This window comes from Pseudoalteromonas piscicida (assembly GCF_002208135.1).
Lineage (GTDB): Bacteria > Pseudomonadota > Gammaproteobacteria > Enterobacterales > Alteromonadaceae > Pseudoalteromonas > Pseudoalteromonas piscicida_A.
In genome coordinates this window covers 3,336,191-3,356,425 of record NZ_CP021646.1, presented here as the reverse complement: position 1 = coordinate 3,356,425, position 20,235 = coordinate 3,336,191, and the positions used below count along the sequence as shown (strand labels likewise).

Genomic DNA, 20,235 nt, shown 5'->3' with positions numbered 1-20,235 from the left:
GTAGTTATCGACAACATAACGAGCTAACTATGGAATGCGGCACTAGCTCAGCTGGTAGAGCGCGACCTTGCCAAGGTCGAGGTCACGAGTTCGAACCTCGTGTGCCGCTCCAAATTTCTCAGTTTGTATTCGACTGAAAAAATAAAGAATATAATGTGATGTGGCACTAGCTCAGCTGCTACAGGTAAGGACGCGACCTAGCGTAGTTACCGATAAATCCAGAGCTAAATATTGTGATGCGGCACTAGCTCAGCTGGTAGAGCGCGACCTTGCCAAGGTCGAGGTCACGAGTTCGAACCTCGTGTGCCGCTCCAAATTTCTCAGTTTGTATTCGACTGAAAAAATAAAGAATATAATGTGATGTGGCACTAGCTCAGCTGCTACAGGTAAGGACGCGACCTAGCGTAGTTACCGATAAATCCAGAGCTAAATATTGTGATGCGGCACTAGCTCAGCTGGTAGAGCGCGACCTTGCCAAGGTCGAGGTCACGAGTTCGAACCTCGTGTGCCGCTCCAAACACTTACTTTAGGTGTATAAACTAGAAAATGTGATGCGGCACTAGCTCAGCTGCTACAGGTAAGGACGCGACCTTGCGTAGTTACCGATAAATCCAGAGCTAAATATTGTGATGCGGCACTAGCTCAGCTGGTAGAGCGCGACCTTGCCAAGGTCGAGGTCACGAGTTCGAACCTCGTGTGCCGCTCCAAACTTCTCAGTTTGTATTCGACTGAAAAAATAAAGGATATTATGTGATGCGGCACTAGCTCAGCTGCTACAGGTAATCAACGCGACCTTGCGTAGTTATCGACAACATAATGAGCTAACTATGGAATGCAGCACTAGCTCAGCTGCTACAGGTAAAGACGCGACCTTGCGTAGTTATCGATAAATCCAGATCTAAATATTGTGATGCGGCACTAGCTCAGCTGGTAGAGCGCGACCTTGCCAAGGTCGAGGTCACGAGTTCGAACCTCGTGTGCCGCTCCAACTCTCCTAAATATTCTTATTTTTCAATTATTCTTAAAAAACCTTTCAAATATAGTCTTATTCCACCAATTTTTCACAACAAACTGATTGCTTAATTTTAGCGCTACACGTAAAATACGCGCTCTTTCGGCCCTACTATTATCGTTCCTTGCCTTACCCCGACTGGCCGAAACGGGACAAGGCTATACTAACCGTAAGGAATATCCATGCGTCATTACGAAATCGTATTCATGGTTCACCCAGACCAAAGTGAGCAAGTACCTGGTATGATCGAGCGTTATACTGGTGCTATCACTGAAGCTGGCGGTACTATTCACCGTCTAGAAGACTGGGGTCGTCGTCAACTGGCTTACCCAATCGAAAAGCTTCACAAAGCACACTATGTTCTATTGAACGTTGAAGCACCAACTGAAGTAATCAACGAGCTTGAAACTTCTTTCCGCTACAACGATGCAGTGCTTCGTAACCTAGTTATGCGTACTAAAAACGCGGTAACTGAAGCGTCTCCTCTTGCAAAAGAAGAGAAAAAAGAAGCAGCTTCTGCTTAATCGTTGTTGATTTCGGATTTGACTAACCTTCCGAGGTAATGGTGAGTACTCAGGTTGACCTGTATACCAATCAATATCTGCTTTCGGGCGTGATTTGTAAAACACCTAAATTTAGTCAAAGCCCAGCTGGGATCCCACATTGCATATTTGTACTTGAGCACAAATCAATGCAATTAGAGGCTGACCTTACTCGAAATGCCTACGTGCGTATTCAAGTAGTTGCCAGTGGAGAACAGTTCCGAAACCAAACAGAGCATTTATACGTTGGGCAAGCATTACAAGTTCGCGGTTTTATAAATCGCCACGAGAGCCGAAATGGCTTGAGTCAGCTGGTATTGCACGCACAACATATTGAAAGAATTAATTGAGGAAATTACTCATGGCACGTTATTTCAGACGTCGTAAGTTCTGCCGTTTTAAAGCGGAAGGCGTACAACAAATTGATTACAAAGATCTGGCTACTCTTAGAAACTACGTAACAGAAAGTGGCAAAATCGTACCTAGCCGTATTACAGGTACTAGCGCTAAATACCAGCGTCAGCTAGCAACTGCTATCAAGCGTGCTCGCTACCTAGCCCTTCTTCCATACACTGACTTACACAAGTAAGCAGCTGATTACTAGTTTTTAAAAGGTGTAGAGACATGCAAGTTATTCTACTAGACAAAATTGCAAACCTAGGTAGCCTAGGTGATCAGGTTAATGTTAAATCTGGCTTCGCACGTAACTTCTTATTCCCTAAGGGTAAAGCAGTTCCTGCAACTAAATCTAACATTGAAACTTTCGAAGCACGTCGCGCTGAGCTTGAAGCGAAAATCGCTGAAGAGCTAGTTGCTGCACAGGCACGCGCTGAAAAACTAGAAGCACTAGCTGAAGTAACTCTAGTTTCTAAAGCGGGTGACGAAGGTAAGCTATTCGGTTCTATCGGTACTCGCGATATTGCTGATGCTATCTCTGCAGTAGGTGTTGAGGTATCTAAGTCAGAAGTTCGTCTACCTCTTGGTACTATCCGTGAGACTGGCGAGTTCGACGTAGCTATCCAAGTACACTCTGACGTTACAGCTACGATCAAAGTAATCGTAATTGCTGAAGCTTAATTTTTAATTGAGCTTAAAAAAGCCGTGTATTTTTATACACGGCTTTTTATTCACTTAACTTATCTAAATTGGTTCGAATTTCGGACAATAAAAACCGAGTTAATAGATATTCTTAATGCCGAAGGCATTAAATATTAAAAATATTGGTTTTGTTGACATCCAAACCTTAGGTTGAATTCAGTAACCCCTCGAAAAAATCATAATAATAATCTTATTCATACCAATTTAAGGTGTGACATGGATGATCCTCTCGCTCAAAGTTTGCCTTATATCAAGAGGTGATACTGCTGTAATGTGGTGTAATAAGTTTCCGTTTTAGAAACTTTCGCTCCATGTTATGTTTACATATTATAGGTTAGTCCTTTTCTTTGTCTTTTGTCTGTCATAAAGTGGAATAAAATGACAGCGCTATCAATTTAGTGGTGGAATAATTAAATGTCTGTAAATAAAGGTTTTACGCTTACGGAGCTATTAATTGCCGTTGCAATAGTTGCGATCACAGCCAGCGTGGCATATCCGTCATATGTGGAATACGTTCAGGATGGACGTCGTTCGCAAGTACAGCAGCAAATGTTGGAAATGGCGGGTGTGATTGAACGCATATACAGCCGCAATAGTGGCTACCCTGATGCGAGTTTACTTACAGATCTGCCAGAGTCTAAATTCTACACGTTTAAATATATTCCCACTGATAAACCAAATGGCGCAGTTGGGCAATACCGTAATTTGGGATATCAATTTACAGCCACGCCAATAGTGGGAAAAGCACAAGCGACTGATAAGTGTGGTGTGCTAAGTATCAACCATCTTGGTGAACAAGGACCGAAGAACAATGATTGCTGGCAATAGACATTTAGGATTTACCTTGCTTGAGCTGCTTATTTCCATGGCAATACTTGCAATTTTAGCTTCTATAGCTGCGCCTAGCTTTATAAAGCAAATTCAGCAAGACAGACTGACGACGCATGCTAATCAACTGCAGGCGGTATATCGCTTGGCCCGCAGTGAAGCGGTTAGACGTGAGCAGCAGGTGTCACTGGTCGTTGAGGACAGTGACTGGGTTGTTAAAACCAATGAAAATGGACAATTGACCGAAGTGGGGCGGTTTTCTATTAAACATAGCTCGATAGAAGTGTCACTTGCCGACCAGGTTGTGCGCGAAAGTGGCGAAGTGCTGGCGACAAACAATATATTGATCACCGACAACATTACCGATACGCAGGATTATCGTTTATGTGTGTTGGTCAGTGGTCAAAGTTGGTTAGCTGAGGCGGAGCAAAATTGCAGTTAAGTAAGGGATTTTCTCTCATTGAGGTGGTGGTGTCGATGTTGGTGGCTGGCTTAATGTTGCTCGGTCTTGCAGCGACGCAGCTTAAGTCATTACAGTTTGCCTCCAATAGCTTTCAATACACGATGGCGTTAATTCATGGCCAAAATGCAATTGAGAGAATATGGCCTTTGTTATGTGAATTACAACGTAACAACAATGATATGACGCTTGCTAATCCGCTTATTCAGCAGCTGCATCCAGCGGATGATCGCTTTACGTTAGTGCTGCCTGCGACATATAGCAATAACATGCAGCTTACAGTGAGTTGGGAAGATAAGCGGGTAAAAAACCCCGCTGAAAACCAAATTTCTTTGACCACCAGTTACCCAAATGTTGCGGATACTTGCTCTCCACCACCAGGAGGTGGCTCATGAAACAGATAAAGGGGTATACCTTACTGGAACTCATGGTTGCGATGGTTGTTGGGTTGGTATTGGTTATGGGGATTGCAACGTCATACACATCGATAAAAGAAACAGTGATGACAAGCCAACAGCTCGCAACATCGCAAGAGATTGTTCGCTATACCAATCGAGTGATGATGCGCAGCATCAAGCAAACTCAGGAAATCCCTACGGTGACGGCGACCGATATTACGATCCGCCAATTGGCTGGGGTGCCCGCTTGTGACGGCAGCGTACCTACAGCTGATTACACTGAGCGCTATTTTTTACAAGATGGGTATTTAGTGTGCGATCGCGGCACTGGTGATATCAATCTTTTGAAAGGGGTAACTGGACTCGCGTTTGCAACCGATGCCAGTGGTCAGTTAATTACAGTGACAATACAAGGTAGTAGTTTTCCGACACAATACGGTGCAGGCATACAGATGAATTTTTACGCTGGATTAGGTAGCTAATACGATGAAACAACAAGGTTTTACACTGGTTAAAGTGATGCTGCTTGGCGGCATGGCTAGCGTTGTGGTATTCGCTTCCCTCAAGGAAGGTGTTGTACAAGAAAGATTAAGTGGTAACTTCCAAAAAGACATTAATGCAAGATTAGTGGCTGAACAAGGGATCAGAGAATATCGTCAAAAGCTGGATGCGGCGTTAAGTGGCAACCCACAAGATGTCAATGCGCTGATAAATGGTATCGACAAGACAGGTAGTGGGACGATCGCGGATTCGCAATATCAGATCTCGGTAAATGCCAATGGCAATGAATTTGAAATTGAAAGCTTAGGTCAACGTCATGGTGAGCACGCAAATCATCGGTTAGTTGCGCGCTTCGAGTTACAGCCAGCAGCGAAAGAGTCCATATTCCAAAATGCGGTTACTGGCTGTAAAGGTGTGAATCTATCTGGTAGTGGATCTGTCGATAGCTATGACTCATCGAAAGGCACTTACGAAGAAACAAAAAGCCATGATGGTGATGTACACACTGTGGTAGGCGATGCAGATGTGGTGCTATCAGGCCACTCTCCGATTAAAGGCGATGTTGAAGCATCTGGTGTGATTTACTTAAAAGGTTCTTCACCTATTCTCGGTGATGTCAGATCAAATACTGGGGTAGATATTTCGCCGTCATCGAGTGGTATTCGCGTGGAAGGTAATGTCTATAGCCGTGGTTTTTTTACACATAGAGGCGGCAAGATCCAAGGCTATGTACGTGCAATGGGTGACGCGAAAATGGAGTGGGGCGCTGAGATCCTCAACCAAAATGGCGATGCGTTCGATATTCAATATACTGGCAGCGGTCAATTTAAAGACACTGGCTTGCAAGTTCAAGATGGTGTGCATTACTCAGATTCTAAATTTAGAGTCGCTGATTTAGTGGTTGAACCGGTAAAGGTGTACGATCCAGACTCTCCCGACTATGACCCTGCAAAGCCTAATAAAGAGTGTGATCCTTTGGCGTTGCCTTTTAATATGGATAGCATTATCGATCCTCGTAATCGATTCACTCCTCTAAATGTAGGCGCTCAACAAATCTTACACTTTAAACCGAAACAGGCAGTGTATGAACGTAATGGATCGAGCGTATATGTTGCAAAGGAGCACACCATTTATTTATTCCAAGGGGTGGATCAAAATCTAGGTACAGCGACAGAAAAAACGCAGCTTGCGTTCCCATTTAAAGGGTTGAAGTTAGGCTCTGACGGCAAAATAAAGATCTCTGGTGGCGATGTTATTTGGTTGATTGATGGTGATCTCACATTATCTGGCGACACCCATATCTGGATAGAAAAAGAAAGTTCTCTGACCGTGTTCACTACTGGCAAAGTGTCTATTGGCGCAAGTGCTAAGGTTATTGCTGAGCAAGAAGGCTTAACCAAGAAGAGCAAACTGCCTGTGTTTAGTGTGTATTCTTCATTTGATGGCCCTGATGGTTTTGTATTTAGTGGGGCGTCGTCTCTATATGCTGCTATTTATTCACCTTTGACTTCCATTCTATTGAATGGCAGCGGTCAGTTTTATGGTACGGTTCGAGGTGCTTCTATAACCGGTACTGGTGGTACAGGGATCCACTTTGATCAAGCATTAAAAAATGCAGGTGTTGGCGTACAGCCACCGGGACAAAAGCCAACATTAGTCTTTAAGGGCTGGCACTATAAACCTTACCAAGTTGCCGACGATAGCAAATCTAAAAAGACCAAGTAACTTTCCTGAGTGGAGCGCCAACGCTCCACTTTTTTTGCTGCCAAATACGAAAAATGAAATTTTTTCCAACTCCTTTTAAACCATTTCTTATTTAACCTGCGTCTAAATGAGTACTTTACAAAAAGTAGAAATTGGTAATTGAGCGTTGGTGACTTTGTTTGTTCCATTCGATATGCGAAGATGAAGGAATCAACCCAAAGGAACAGACGCATGATAATTAATGCCAAAGAGGCATTTACACAAGAACAAACTGATGCGCTAGTGGCTAGGTGCCAGCAAGGGGACCAAGGTGCATTTCGCGAACTATTTGAGCAACATCACCGTCGCGTATATGCATTATGTCTTAGATTGCTCGCTGAGCCCGCCCATGCAGAAGATGCATGTCAGGAAGTCTTTGTGCAATTGTGGCAAAAGATAGACCAATTTAAAGGACAATCACAATTTACGACTTGGCTTCATAGTGTGACCAGTAATATCGCTATCAGTTATCTTAGAAAGCAAAAAAACTGGCTTCAAAAGGTCGTAAGTTTTGAGCAATCCGGACTTGATGAACAAGGTGCTGAGCAGCTAGGAGAGCTAAATGGCTTAGACAAACTCATTGTCAGATTGCCAGAACGCGCCAGATTGGTTTTCGTATTACATGCTGTCGAAGGGTATCGCCACGAGGAAATTGCCAATATGTTAAATATGGCCGTAGGGTCGAGTAAATCGCAATATCACCGAGCACGTAACTTATTACAGGAGTGGTACAACAATGACTAAACCATCTTTTGATGAATTTATGCATACCGCACTGAATGACGAACAGTCGCAGCCAAAGCCACAACGTGACTTATGGCAAGGCGTTGAGCGTGCAATCAATCAAGCACAACCGATGCAGCCGTCCAAGCAAAATAATTGGCAAAAGTTATCTGGTATTGCGGCGTGCACTATTGCGGGCTTACTCGCTTGGCAAGTCATTATGAATCAGCCCAAGCAAGACTCACTGGCTAATATTAGCGCTTTTTTTGAACAACAAAAGCAGTCGTTACTGGTTCAATATGAAACACAGCCAGCGCTGACTTCTGATTGGCAAACACAATTGCAAGAGCTCGAGCAAGCGGAGCAAGCGATCAAGCTGTCTTTAAAGCAAGATCCTGAGAACGCTGCGTTGTTAAAAATGTTAGCTCAGGTTTATCAGCAGCAACTCGACTTAATCAATAAGGTTCATCAACCTCGTTGGCAACAAATTTAGGAGAATTAGGATGAAAGCATTAATTATTGGCCTCGCGGCGCTACCGGCAATAGTGTTCGCCGGAGAATCTATCGATAAAGAACTGTCGATCCCTGCAGATGGTAAAGTTGTCATCGAGAATCAGCGCGGTGACGTAACGATAAAAACATGGGACAAGAATGTTTTTAAAGTGACTGGCGAGTTAGACGATAAAGCCGAAGGTTATAAACTAGAAACCTCTGGTGAGGTAACCGAGTTTATCGTGAAGATGCCAAGACGCTATAAAAGTTGGGGCGGGGGTGATGGCTCTAAACTCACCATTTATATGCCTCGTAGCAGTGAATTAAACTTTGAAGGGGTGGTGGTTGACGTCGAAGCCTCAGATTTAACGGCGGGTGCCCGTATCAAAACGGTCAACGGTAATATTAAAGCGAGTAAAATCAGCGGTAAAATTGCGTTAGAAACCGTAAATGGTGATATTGATAGTCGTGACTTAGATGGCAACATTCAGTTTGAAACCGTCAATGGGGACATTGAAGATATTGCTTCTAACGGTAAGCTAAGATTTAACGCGGTTAATGGCGAAATTAAAACGCAAACCACCGCAACGGAGCTTCGCTTAGAAAACGTCAATGGCGAAGTCGAATTGAAGATGGCGGAGTTAAAAGACTTACGCCTATCTACCGTTAACGGAGAAATTGCGGTGTATGCGGCAAAACTACTGGATAACGCTAATATTAATATGGACAGTGTTAGCGGTGATATTGAGCTTTATTTTCCTGCGGATGTATCAGCTAGGTTTGAAATCAACGCGCATTCAGGTGGCCATATCACCAATGAGCTAAGCGCTGAGGAAGTTAAAAAAGCAAAATATGGCCCTGCTCGGTCATTAGAGTTTGTGCTTAACGGCGGTAATGCAGATGTAGAAATTGATACTGTTAGTGGCAATATTGAGCTAAAACGCAATTAATACGAACATTTATCAAATTAGTAAGGCCAGAGTTTCCCCCAAACTCTGGCCTTTTGTTATTTGCACTTATGGGTAGACCAGATACAATATAAGGCCTTCAATTTCTCAATGTTGTGATATGGCTAAATCAGATATACAAGTCGATACCTTAAAAGTTCCCCCGCACTCAATTGAAGCTGAGCAATCTGTGCTCGGTGGCTTGATGCTAGATAATGAAGCCTTTGACCGTGTAGCGGAATTGGTGGTGTCTCATGACTTTTATACCAGAACTCATAAGCTGATCTTTGAAGCAATGGAAAAGCTGGTTGAGCTCAGTCAGCCTATCGACTTAATCACCATTTCTGAGAATCTAGAGAAGAACAATCAGTTAGAAACCATTGGTGGTTTCTCATATCTTGCTGAGATTGCTAAAAACACGCCAAGTGCTGCAAATATTGATGCATACGCTAGTATCGTGCGTGAGCGCGCGGTTGTTCGAGAAATGATTGGTGTGGCGAATGAAATTGCAGAGGCCGGTTTTAATCCCGAGGGACGTGATAGCCACGAGCTGTTGGATTTAGCTGAGAGCAAGGTATTTAAGATTGCAGAGCAGCGTACAAAAAGCACCGAAGGTCCGCAAAGCATTCACCACATCCTAGAAAAAACCGTTGATAAAATTGAAGAACTTTACCAATCTCCACAGGATGGTGTTACGGGGGTAAGTACAGGCTACGGTGACTTAGACAAGATGACTGCTGGATTACAGCCTTCTGACTTGATCATAGTTGCGGCGCGTCCATCGATGGGTAAAACCACATTTGCGATGAACTTGGCTGAACATGCCGCTATGACGCAAGATAAGCCGGTGCTGATCTACTCGCTAGAGATGCCTTCAGAACAGATCATGATGAGGATGCTCGCCTCATTGGGCCGTATCAACCAGACCAAGGTACGTACGGGACAATTAGATGATGATGATTGGGCTCGCCTTTCATCAACTATGGGTCTGCTGATGGAAAAGGGCAAGATGTACATTGATGATGCATCGGGCCTTACACCAACAGACGTGCGTTCAAGAGCCAGACGAATTGCACGTGATCACGGTGGGATCAGTATGATCATGGTGGATTACTTACAGCTCATGCGCGTGCCAAGCCTTTCAGACAACCGTACGCTTGAGATCGCGGAAATTTCTCGTTCATTAAAGGCGCTAGCCAAAGAATTGCAATGTCCAGTTATCGCGCTTTCTCAGCTTAACCGTACGCTAGAACAACGTGCAGATAAACGCCCAGTAAACTCCGACTTACGTGAATCAGGCTCTATTGAGCAGGATGCCGACTTAATCATGTTTATTTATCGTGATGAAGTATACAACGACGACAGTCCAGACAAAGGCACGGCCGAAATCATCATAGGTAAGCAACGTAACGGTCCGATCGGTAAGGTTAGGTTAACCTTCCAAGGTCAATACTCTCGATTCGATAACTATGCAGGTCCAGCAATGGACGACGAATATTAACTTTCAATTGAGTAGTGAAATGCGACTAGCGAGTGCTGAAGTAGATTTAACCGCGCTGAGAGAAAACTTACAGCTAACGCAAAAGTTGGCGCCAAAAAGTAAGATTATGGCGGTACTTAAAGCCAACGCGTACGGCCATGGTTTGGTTAAAATAGCTCAACATTTGCAAGATGCGGACGCATTCGCTGTGGCGAGAGTTGATGAAGCACTTGCGCTTAGAACTGGGGGCATCACTAAACCAATTGTCCTGTTGGAAGGTTTTTTTCATCCCTCTGATTTACCTATTCTACTTGCCAATAATTTGCAAACCATAGTACATGACATTTCTCAGCTTGAAGCCATTGAGCGTGCAAATTTAGACGCACCGCTCACAGTGTGGCTAAAAGTAGATACCGGTATGCATCGTCTCGGCGTTGAACCTGAAGAGTTCGAAGCATTTTATGCCCGTCTTAAGCGCTCAAAAAATGTTGCTGATAGAATCCATTTAATGACCCATTTTGCTTGTGCCGACGATATTAAAGACAACAAAACCGAAGTTCAACAAGTGCTATTTAAGTCTTTAGTTGGCCCACGCCACGCACCATTGTGTTTGGCAAACTCTGCGGGGATCATAGGTTGGCCTCAATCTCACGGTGATTGGATCCGTCCGGGCTTAATGCTATACGGTGTTTCGCCTATGCTTGCGCGCGTTGGCCAACAACATGGTTTAAAGCCTGTGATGCGCTTGACAACTAAAGTTATTGCCATCAAGCGTGTGAGAGCACATCAGGCAGTGGGTTATGGTGGGCGTTGGCGCTGTGAACAAGACACCTACCTTGCCGTTATTGGCGTTGGCTATGGAGATGGTTATCCAAGGCACGCTAAAATTGGCACTCCCGTGGTTATTGGTAACCAGCGTTACGGCATAGTCGGCACAGTGTCTATGGATATGATCAGTGTGAATATTGGTGATAATCCCAATGGTATTCAAGTTGGTGACGAAGTAGAAATGTGGGGGCCAAACCTACCAGTAGAAGAAATAGCGCAATGTGCAGGTACTATTCCATATGAGCTGCTGTGCAATGTCACACCAAGAGTAAGCTACGAATACATCGAAGGCTAAGCGCTGAGAGCCTAGCCTGTTCTGTCACCTTGAAGTGTTGCGATAACGCGTCTTGCACCGCCATGGTCGCGATGTTCTCCTAGATAAATCCCTTGCCACGTACCTAAGTGTAAACGGCCCTCAGAAATGGGAATGGTTACTTCACATCCTAAGGTGCTGGATTTGATATGTGCAGGCATATCGTCATCGCCTTCATAGTCGTGGCGATAGTAGCTTTGTCTCTCTGGTACAAAGTGATTAAAGTGACTTTCCATATCCATACGTACCGTTGGGTCAGCATTTTCGTTAATCGTTAAGCTGGCGGACGTGTGTTGTATAAACAAATGCAACAGCCCGATACGATAGTCAAGTAGTTCAGGAAGTTGCCCGATAATCTCGTCGTCTACCAAGTGAAAGCCTCGTTTTCGAGGCTTCAAGGTAATATGTTTTTGAGTCCAACTCATAAAAAACGTGTGTTTTACCTGTTAGGCGAGTTTGTCGAAGCTGACTTCGATATTGGCATTACCGTCAGGAGAGGTGAATGGCATAATAAGTTTAGGCCCATCACATTTATGGGTGATGGTATGGCCAGGGCCTGAAACGACAACCGGTGTTGCCATATCAAACTCGTAACCTTTTTCGCCGAGCAGGTTTTTAGCACCGCCAGTTACCATGTTGGTGATTTCACCAACCATATCAGTGACGTCTTCATTAATGGAATCTGGGCGTTCACCAAGCATGCGCTCCATAATGGTTAGCGCTAGGCTCTCTTCAAAGGTGATCGAAAACGACCCTTTTGTCTGTGGGCCAACCATGCCAATCAGACCCGATACATCACCTTGTGCGACTTCGTCTTTCTTCACTTTTGGCTTACCCGGCGTCAATTCTGTTTGCGCCATAGTAGCCAATACATTGATTAGAGATGATAAAAAGGGGTTGATGAACTCTACATTCATATGGACTTTCCCTTACGCATTTTTAATAAATTAGTGTCGCTCTTAGTGATAAGTGTAGTGGGCTTTTTTGCTCACTGCACTTAATCTTTACATTTTTCGCAACGGCCATGAGCCTCAATGGTTTGCTCTGTAACCACAAATCCAGTCTCGGCAGCTAGGCTGTTCAGTTCATGCGAAATCGTGTTTGAGTGTAACTCTTGAACGTTACCGCAACTATCACAGATCAGTAACTGCACTGGATGTGTGTGGTCGAAGTGGTGGCAAAGCATAAACGCATTAGTACTTTCTATTTTATGGATAAAACCCAATTCAGAAAGAAAGTCTAAGGCACGATATACGGTAGCTGGTTTTGCAGCCGCTTCCGTCAACTTGAGCTCTTCAAGTAAGTCGTATGCGCCAACGCCACCTTGTTTAGAGGCGAGTAGTCTAAATACTTTTTCTCTAATAGGAGTAAATCGTGCACCACGGTTGTCACATACTTGCTTGGCTTTGCTAACTAGTAACTCTATATTCATGATTTAAAATCCTTACACTGCCTTGCAATACTAACATATTATTTTTATTAGTCTTGTGTTTACCCAGATTTATTATCTCAAGTTGATATTCGGGAGCAATGTTGCTTTTAAAGTTTGTTTTTCTTGCTAAGAAGAGCGTTTAACTGGTTCGATCTTAGTATGGTAAAAAGTTTCAAATTGTGCCGCGGAAAGCGGTTTGCTGATAAGGTATCCTTGACCAAAATCACAATCGAGCTGCTGCAATAAACGCAATTGCTCCAACGTTTCTACTCCTTCGGCGACCACTTTCATCGATAAATTATGCGCCATGGCAATAATGGTTTTAACTAACGCTTTAGACTCGTGAGTTGCGAGCATATCGTTAATAAAACTTTGGTCTATTTTGAGTAAATCAAAAGGATAATGACGAAGATAATTCAGTGACGAATAGCCCGTACCAAAATCATCTAAAGATAATTTAAACCCTAACTGATGTAATTGAATTAGCGTCTGCTTTACCTGCGTTTGTCCAGAGAGCAGCACACCCTCTGTGATCTCCAACTCAATAGAGCGATTGGCAATCGGAATGTCTTTTACTAATAGCTCTATCTGTTTCAATAGGCTTGGGTCTTTAAACTGCCTAGGTGATAAATTTATAGCGATGCGGATATCGGGATCTAAGTGTTGCTGCCATAGGTGTGTTTGGTTAATTGCTGTAGAAAGCACAAACAATCCGATGTCGATGATCAAACCGCTTTGTTCCGCAATAGGAATAAACTCCGCAGGAGAGACATTGCCCAATGTTTTACTGTGCCAGCGTAGTAAAGCTTCCGCGCCAAATACATTACTGTCTTCAATATAAAACTGGGGTTGGTAAAACACTTCAAACTCATGCTCACTCAGTGCTACGCGCAGTGCTTCCTCAATTTCAATGCGCCGTGATAACTGCTGACTCATCTTTTGATTAAATAGACAGTAATTGTTGCGACCGTTATTTTTGGCATTGTACATTGCGGTATCAGCGCAGCTAAGTAGCTCTTGAGGGGAGTTTGCGTCTAAAGGATAGATAGCAACACCTATACTGACTGAAATATTAAAATCCTTATTGTTGATAATAATGGGGTGATGAAAAAGTTTGATGAGCATATCGGCAACAGACGTAATGTTTGAGGTATGTTTAAATCCTCCCATCAACACGATAAACTCATCACCACTAAGGCGTGACACGGTATCTTGCTCACGTAGCGATTGCTTGAGCCTTTCCCCTGAAGCGATGAGAATTTGATCACCCGTTTCGTGTCCGAGTGAATCATTGATCCTTTTAAAATCATCTAAATCAATAAAAAACACCACCGCAAGCTCATCGTTGCGTTCGGCATCGAACAGTTGCTGCGTTAGCCGCTCCATCGCCAAAAAGCGATTTGGTAAATCGGTCAATGAGTCATAAAAAGCGTGATGTAAGATGACTTCCTCTTGACGCTTTTTCTCTGTGATATCACGCACTGCGATAACCAGTTGATCTGTCGCTGGAATAGGGGATAACCGGGCTTCGAATAGCTTCACTTGATCAGCAATTGTCAGTGGATATTCTATTTGAGTTAATTGATGGCGCTGATTGGCAGACTTGATGGCTTGGCTAAATTGTTTTGCTGCGTGGGAGGGAAGTACCTCCGCCATTTTTTTATCAATAAACTGCTCTGGCGACATATACAAGTCGTCTGACTTTCCGGTATGGCATTCTAAGATGGTACCGTCCGTATTGATTATAAAGAAAATATCCGGCAAGGCCTCAAAAACACTATTAATAAGTGCGTGGCGGCGTTGCAACTCTTGGTTGCTTTCTAATTGTTGTTGCCAGTTTTTCTCTAATGTTTGTGCCATGATATTGAACTGCTTGGCGAGGACTCCAAGCTCGCCGTGTCCTACGATGTCAGCTCTGCAGCTCAAAGACTTCGTGGATAACTCATCGCCTACTTGGATCAGCTTCTTAATTGGTTTATGAATGAAGTAATGGGTAAAGCTTAGTAGCGCGGTAATGATGAGTAATAAAAACACCGCTAAAATACTCGCTTTGGTTATCAGTTGCTGCCTTAATGAGAGAAAAACGGGGCTTACGTCATAGATAGCAATTAGCCTTATCAAATCCTCGGACTCAACGACAGGAACTGTGGGGGAAATGGGAATTGCCGCGAGAAAGTGCTGCTGATTAGGGTCAAACGTCACCTTGAGATCAAGTGTGCGTAGTGTTGCTGTGGCTCGTTCCTGACTGATAACTTGATTAAATACTTGTAATCCAATTGCAGAGAGTTGAGTTTCGTTGACGAGCGTTTCTCCTTGAATAAGGAATAGTGCTTTATATTTACTGTCGGAATAATAATCCTCGAGTGTCAGGTTGATTTGATTATTGTTGCCTTCCAAAAATTCAGTAAAAAGATGTCTACCTAAATGGGATAAATTTTGTCTTAGTTTTGTCTCATAGGTATCGAGAAGCATGTCTCGCTGGCTAACATATGAAATGGAGATAATAAGAGATGAGATCACCAAGCCACAGAGTACCGTGCCCCAAGTCAATGTTTGTTTTAAATTTATAGAAATAACTCTATTACTCATAAACAACCAATTCAATTACCCCGATTCCGTTGCGTTTATTTTTTTCCTGCAGAGCGCTTCAACATTAGTGTAGTCCAGCTGCAAAGTCCTGTATTAAATTTGTGCAAATATTAATGTGATAGACCGTGTGCTATGGCGATAGCGTGTTGAGTTTCGCATTAGGTCCAATCTCGTTTTATTTCGCTTTGACCGCAAATTGATTGCCGTAAGAGGATTGGCTTTTTATATTGGTTAAAAAGAAAACAATAAAAGAGAAAATCAATGAATAAGGTAGTTAAATGCACGCTAGTTAGTATGCTTTGTGCGTCAGTAAGCTCTGCAGCTCTCGCTTATGACAGGATCACGGGAAAAGCCTTTGCTAGCCGCTCTGAGATTATTGCAACTCAGGGCATGGTGGCAACTTCTCAACCACTGGCAACACAAGTCGCGCTTGATGTATTGAAGCAAGGTGGAAGCGCCATAGATGCTGCAATTGCGGCCAATGCTATGCTTGGCTTAGTGGAGCCTACAGGTTGCGGTATCGGTGGTGATTTATTTGCCATTGTGTGGGACGCAAAGCAGCAAAAGCTGTTTGGTCTCAATGCATCAGGGCGCTCACCAAAAAGCCTTTCGCTAGCAAAGTTACAGCAACAAGGCGATAAAATTCCAAGTTATGGGCCACTTCCCGTTTCTGTGCCTGGCGCGGTCGATGGCTGGTTTGAACTACACAGCAAATTTGGCAAATTGCCAATGAAAGAGTTGCTTCAACCTAGTATCGACTACGCCAGAAGCGGCTTTCCAGTTTCTGAGTTGATTGCCTATTATATGCAGCGCTCGGTGTCGGCTCGTGAGCAGTATTCCGGATTTAAAGAAGTATTCATGCCTGAAGGTGAAATGCCTAAAAAGGGAGAAATATTTAAGAATCCGGCACTCGCTAATACCTATGAGTTACTTGCAGAGAAAGGCCGCGATGCTTTTTATAAAGGCGAAATTGCTAAAGAAATCGACCGTTATATGAAGGCCAATGGTGGATACTTGAGTTACCAAGACTTGGCTGAGCATCACAGTGAGTGGGTCGAACCCGTAAGTGCTGATTATCGTGGTTATACATTATGGGAATTACCTCCCAATGGTCAAGGCATTGCAGCCCAGCAAATTCTCAATATTCTAGAAGGCTATGATATCAAGGCTATGGGATTCGACAGCCCAGAATACATTCACACCTTTGTTGAAGCAAAAAAGCTCGCCTTTGCGGATAGAGCAAAATACTACGCCGATCCAGACTTCAATGAGATACCAGTCACGACGCTTATTTCTCAAGAGTATGCCGATAAAAGACGTGCATTGATTGATCCAAATAAAGCAGCTAAACGCGATCATGCGGGCCCTGTAGAAGGGGATACTATCTATCTCACGGCTGCGGATAAGGAAGGTAATATGGTGTCGCTAATCCAAAGTAATTTCCGTGGTATGGGCTCAGGCATGACTCCAGCTAAACTTGGCTTTGTCTTGCAAAATAGAGGCGAGCTATTTGCGTTAGATAAAAACCACTATAACGGTTATGCGCCCGGTAAAAGACCATTTCACACCATTATTCCTGCCTTTGTCACAAAAGATGGGAAACCTTGGATGAGTTATGGCGTGATGGGAGGTGCGACTCAACCGCAAATGCATGCGCAGATCCTCATCAATATGATTGACTTTGGTATGAATCTACAAGAAGCGGGCGATGCGCCTCGAATTTTGCATAGTGGTTCATCGCAACCAACCGGTGAAATCATGACGGATGGAGGGTATGTTAGTCTCGAGTCGGGCTTTTCGATGGAAACTCGTAGAGAGCTGATAAAAAAGGGTCACAAGTTACAAGAAGCCGTTGGTCCTTATGGCGGTTATCAAGCGATTATGCGAGATAATAAAACTGGGGTTTACTACGGTGCATCTGAAACAAGAAAAGATGGTCAAGCTGCGGGTTATTAAAGCCTAATAGGGTGGTGAAACCACACGAATTGTAACAGTTAAAGCACTTCGCTTTTTGTTATCTTGATGTAATATCATTGTTGTTAAACGGAAATGAAAGGAACAATCACATGACAAAAATAATAACAAAGCGAAGTGCCTTGTCGGCAATCGTTGCGGCGCTTTTAACTACTCAAAGTTGGGCGGTATTTGCTGACACCATTACCAATAATGTTTACTCAGAAAAGGGCTTAGCTGGCACGCTAACCCAAGAAAAAATCGACGATCAAAACTATAAAGCCAAAATTGAGTTTGGCTGGAACAACCGTCGGATCCTAATTGATGAAACCTTAAAGTTGAATGAAAAAGGACTACCTATCAATTTTAGTCTTAAAGGGCGTTCTGCTTTTGGTTCCACGATTGACGAAACGTTTAGCTATAACAGAGGCATCGCACAGTGGAAAAGCGTCAATGAATCTGGCATTAAGGCTGACGCGACACTCGATTTCTACGTACCGTCGAATAACCACCTTGCATTAGATAACGCGACGATGCGTTATGTTCTAAAAAATAATAAATACGAATTAGATGTTTACCCTCAAGGTAAAATGCTTATCGAAAAAATGAAGACGATGAAGTTGGGGGAACAAACCGTTCATCTGTTGGTTACGAGTGGTCTTAGCCTTACTCCTAATTTTGCATGGTATGACGACGATGGTAATTATTTCGCGCAAAGTTGGGGGCCAATGTATGTTTTGCGCGACGGCTACACAAAAGCACAGTTTGAAGAACTTGAGGCTATCCAAAAACAAGCCGAACAGCAGCATTTAGAAAACCTCGCCAACAAGTTGACACACGATGTCCCAGCTTTACTTATTGAAAATGTTGCTGTCTTTGATGGTGAGCAGAAAAGACTGCTGAAAAACCATGATGTGTTGATTAAAAACGGCAAAATTGTAGAAATAGCTAAACATATTAAAAAGCAAAAAGGCGTGGTCAGCCTTGATGGGAAAGGGAAAACCTTGATCCCGGGACTTTGGGATATGCACGGTCATTTATCAAAAGAGAACGGTATTCTTAATATTGCAAACGGTATTACCAGTGTTAGAGACATGGGTAACGAGCATGACAATATTATGGAAATTGAAGCGCTCTTTAATACCAATCAGGTGCTGGGTTCTCGTGTGTATCGTGCTGGCTTTATGGATAAATACAGCGAAAACTCAGCTGGCTTAAGTGTAAAGTCATTGGAAGAAGCGCTCGAGACGGTCGATTTCTTTGCCGATAATGGCTATGTTCAAGTGAAGCTCTATTCTTCTATCGCCCCGAACTGGGTAAAGCCTATTTCTGAACGTGCACATAGCCGAGGATTGAGACTTAGCGGTCACGTACCAGCGTTTATGACAGCAGAGCAAGCCATTGCAAATGGTTATGATGAAATTCAGCATATTAATATGCTGTTCCTGAATTTTCTTGCTGGTGAAGAGGTAGATACCAGAACACAAAAACGGTTTTCACTGATGGGTGAGCAAGCCTCAGGTTTATCACTAGATAGCCCAGAGATGAATGCTTTCGTTAAGCTGCTAAGCGATAAGCGCATTGTTGTGGATCTTACGGTCTCTACTTTCAGAAGCTTATTGATGTCAGAAGATCAAAAGATCAATCCGGAATTTGCTGCTATTTCAGATCATATGCCAATTGCATTCGCTCGTGGTTTAAAAGGGGCTGAGATGCATGTTGATGAACAGTTTAAACTGAGCTATCAAGAGTCGGGTGAAGCGATGCAAAAAATGCTTAAAAAGCTTTATGATGCTGGTGTTCCTATGGTGCCTGGGACGGATAATATTGCCGGCTTTACCTTGATCCGTGAGCTAGCGCTATACGTTGATGCGGGCATTCCTGCGGCTGATGTGCTGAATATGGCAACGCTAGAAAGTGCCAAATTGATGGGCGTCGCACATCAAACCGGTTCGATTGCTAAGGGTAAAGTGGCAGATCTAGTGTTGATCGATGGCGATCCACTGCAGGATATTACAGCACTGCAAAAAGCAACATTGGTAATTAAAGGTGAGCAAGCGTTCAAGCCTGCCGAAATTTACCAAGCGATAGGAGTCAAACCGTTTACTACCTCGCCTTCGCTAAAGTAATAGTTTGATGCTATGAGACCAGTGCAAAAAATATAAGACTTGCACTGGTTTTATTTTCGTTACCTTGATATCAGGCTAAATTGCATTTCTGATTTTAATAAAAAGTTTTTATAAAACATAGGTTTATTAAATAAATAAACAAATCATTCTGACTTTCCTGTTACTACCTAACCTGAGGTTTGGAGAAGGAATGAGCTAACTCATTGTTTTTTAATCACCTTAAACTATCTTCTTATCTAGCCCGAGAGTTTTGGGGATAACTCCGATCTCGCGTCCTGCTACCGCCCTGGTACCTACACCCTTGTAGGCAAGGCTAGTTTACGCACTAATAGCTGGCTATTGGAAGTGAATTCAACGCAGCTAGCGCTAAAACTGGCTGCTAGAAAGGCATTAATTATCCGAAGCCCAGATTACCTAACAAAGTACCTAAAAATGGTTCGGTGTAATCTTGTGTAATGGGTAAATTTACTTTTTTGTTAATAAAGCGGTTTATTTATCAGTTTCTTGTGCTAGCCTTTTTCATTACAGATCATGAGTCGTTGATGTGAAGCCACACTGGTTGTGTGTGTTTTACCTGCTGAGTATGGTCTCTTTTTAATAACTCTATTTGATACTTTGAAGTCGTCAATCCTGCGTACGAAGGTGGTAAAAAAGTTTCCATATTCAAGCGTTAAAGTGACAGTGAGTGATTACAGCAATGTTGTATATATGCTGCAAGCAAATAGCAAAAGGTGCTGTTGATTAACTTGGCTCGCGGTTTTAGCGGT

The 20,235-nt window shown here is 43.3% G+C and carries 20 protein-coding genes and 5 tRNA genes; 21 read left to right on the top strand and 4 right to left on the bottom strand.

The window, feature by feature from the left end; translation table 11 throughout:
* The first annotated feature begins 36 nt into the window (after positions 1-36).
* The 19 genes from B1L02_RS15390 (at position 37) to alr (ending at position 11,347) form a co-directional block, all read left to right on the top strand.
* Positions 37-112 (top strand) — tRNA-Gly (locus tag B1L02_RS15390).
* Between the two features lie 126 nt (positions 113-238).
* A tRNA-Gly gene (locus B1L02_RS15385) sits at positions 239-314 on the top strand.
* A 126-nt stretch (positions 315-440) separates the two neighbouring features.
* Positions 441-516 (top strand) — tRNA-Gly (locus B1L02_RS15380).
* 115 nt (positions 517-631) lie between these two features.
* Positions 632-707: transfer RNA gene (locus tag B1L02_RS15375), tRNA-Gly, on the top strand.
* 205 nt (positions 708-912) lie between these two features.
* Positions 913-988 (top strand) — tRNA-Gly (locus B1L02_RS15370).
* 206 nt (positions 989-1,194) lie between these two features.
* Positions 1,195-1,536: a 30S ribosomal protein S6 gene (rpsF, locus tag B1L02_RS15365; RefSeq protein WP_010368810.1), complete on the top strand. Its 342-nt coding sequence runs from the start codon at positions 1,195-1,197 to the stop codon at positions 1,534-1,536.
* 38 nt (positions 1,537-1,574) lie between these two features.
* Positions 1,575-1,904: a primosomal replication protein N gene (gene priB / locus B1L02_RS15360; RefSeq protein WP_088531731.1), complete on the top strand. Its 330-nt coding sequence runs from the start codon at positions 1,575-1,577 to the stop codon at positions 1,902-1,904.
* 11 nt (positions 1,905-1,915) lie between these two features.
* Complete coding sequence (gene rpsR, locus B1L02_RS15355) at positions 1,916-2,143, top strand: 30S ribosomal protein S18 (protein WP_002962753.1); 228 nt, start codon at positions 1,916-1,918, stop codon at positions 2,141-2,143.
* A 35-nt stretch (positions 2,144-2,178) separates the two neighbouring features.
* Positions 2,179-2,631: a 50S ribosomal protein L9 gene (gene rplI / locus B1L02_RS15350; protein WP_010368808.1), complete on the top strand. Its 453-nt coding sequence runs from the start codon at positions 2,179-2,181 to the stop codon at positions 2,629-2,631.
* A 435-nt stretch (positions 2,632-3,066) separates the two neighbouring features.
* Positions 3,067-3,480: a type IV pilin protein gene (locus B1L02_RS15345; protein WP_088531730.1), complete on the top strand. Its 414-nt coding sequence runs from the start codon at positions 3,067-3,069 to the stop codon at positions 3,478-3,480.
* A complete protein-coding gene (locus tag B1L02_RS15340; protein WP_088531729.1) occupies positions 3,464-3,922 on the top strand; it encodes a GspH/FimT family pseudopilin in 459 nt (152 codons plus the stop codon). Before B1L02_RS15345 ends, B1L02_RS15340 begins: the two co-directional genes overlap by 17 nt.
* Entirely contained in the window at positions 3,913-4,335 is a 423-nt protein-coding gene (locus tag B1L02_RS15335; RefSeq protein ID WP_088531728.1) for a type IV pilus modification PilV family protein, read from the top strand. The genes B1L02_RS15340 and B1L02_RS15335 overlap by 10 nt, the downstream gene beginning before the upstream one ends.
* Positions 4,332-4,820 (top strand): PilW family protein, encoded by a 489-nt coding sequence (locus tag B1L02_RS15330; protein WP_088531727.1) that lies wholly within the window; start codon positions 4,332-4,334, stop codon positions 4,818-4,820. The genes B1L02_RS15335 and B1L02_RS15330 overlap by 4 nt, the downstream gene beginning before the upstream one ends.
* A 4-nt stretch (positions 4,821-4,824) precedes the next feature.
* Positions 4,825-6,564, top strand: coding sequence for a DUF7305 domain-containing protein (locus B1L02_RS15325; protein WP_088531726.1), 1,740 nt, complete (start codon positions 4,825-4,827; stop codon positions 6,562-6,564).
* A gap of 210 nt (positions 6,565-6,774) precedes the next feature.
* Positions 6,775-7,326, top strand: a complete 552-nt coding sequence (locus B1L02_RS15320; RefSeq protein WP_010368802.1) for an RNA polymerase sigma factor — start codon at positions 6,775-6,777, stop codon at positions 7,324-7,326.
* Positions 7,319-7,798, top strand: coding sequence for a hypothetical protein (locus tag B1L02_RS15315; RefSeq protein WP_088531725.1), 480 nt, complete (start codon positions 7,319-7,321; stop codon positions 7,796-7,798). The genes B1L02_RS15320 and B1L02_RS15315 overlap by 8 nt, the downstream gene beginning before the upstream one ends.
* A gap of 10 nt (positions 7,799-7,808) precedes the next feature.
* Positions 7,809-8,747 (top strand): DUF4097 family beta strand repeat-containing protein, encoded by a 939-nt coding sequence (locus B1L02_RS15310; protein ID WP_088531724.1) that lies wholly within the window; start codon positions 7,809-7,811, stop codon positions 8,745-8,747.
* 118 nt (positions 8,748-8,865) lie between these two features.
* A complete protein-coding gene (gene dnaB / locus B1L02_RS15305) occupies positions 8,866-10,245 on the top strand; it encodes a replicative DNA helicase (RefSeq protein ID WP_088531723.1) in 1,380 nt (459 codons plus the stop codon).
* Positions 10,246-10,264: 19 nt separating this feature from the next.
* The gene (alr, locus tag B1L02_RS15300) at positions 10,265-11,347 is read left to right on the top strand and encodes an alanine racemase (RefSeq protein ID WP_088531722.1); all 1,083 of its coding nucleotides are present in this window, start codon (positions 10,265-10,267) and stop codon (positions 11,345-11,347) included.
* An 11-nt stretch (positions 11,348-11,358) separates the two neighbouring features.
* Here alr and B1L02_RS15295 read toward each other — a convergent pair whose 3' ends face one another.
* The 4 genes from B1L02_RS15295 to B1L02_RS15280 all read right to left on the bottom strand — a co-directional run bounded on the left by B1L02_RS15295 (position 11,359) and on the right by B1L02_RS15280 (position 15,386).
* Entirely contained in the window at positions 11,359-11,790 is a 432-nt protein-coding gene (locus B1L02_RS15295; protein ID WP_088531721.1) for a secondary thiamine-phosphate synthase enzyme YjbQ, read from the bottom strand.
* A gap of 21 nt (positions 11,791-11,811) precedes the next feature.
* A complete protein-coding gene (locus B1L02_RS15290; RefSeq protein WP_010368796.1) occupies positions 11,812-12,282 on the bottom strand; it encodes a chemotaxis protein CheX in 471 nt (156 codons plus the stop codon).
* An 80-nt stretch (positions 12,283-12,362) separates the two neighbouring features.
* On the bottom strand, positions 12,363-12,797 hold the full coding sequence (gene zur / locus B1L02_RS15285; protein ID WP_010368795.1) for a zinc uptake transcriptional repressor Zur: 435 nt from the start codon (positions 12,795-12,797) through the stop codon (positions 12,363-12,365).
* 126 nt (positions 12,798-12,923) lie between these two features.
* Positions 12,924-15,386 carry an EAL domain-containing protein gene (locus B1L02_RS15280; protein ID WP_223191987.1) on the bottom strand — a complete coding sequence of 821 codons (2,463 nt, stop codon included), beginning with the start codon at positions 15,384-15,386 and terminating at the stop codon, positions 12,924-12,926.
* Positions 15,387-15,647: 261 nt separating this feature from the next.
* On the opposite strand from B1L02_RS15280, the gene ggt reads away from it, so the two are divergent.
* Entirely contained in the window at positions 15,648-17,342 is a 1,695-nt protein-coding gene (gene ggt, locus B1L02_RS15270; protein WP_088531720.1) for a gamma-glutamyltransferase, read from the top strand.
* A 110-nt stretch (positions 17,343-17,452) separates the two neighbouring features.
* Positions 17,453-19,468 carry an amidohydrolase family protein gene (locus tag B1L02_RS15265; protein ID WP_088531719.1) on the top strand — a complete coding sequence of 672 codons (2,016 nt, stop codon included), beginning with the start codon at positions 17,453-17,455 and terminating at the stop codon, positions 19,466-19,468.
* Positions 19,469-20,235 lie beyond the last annotated feature (767 nt).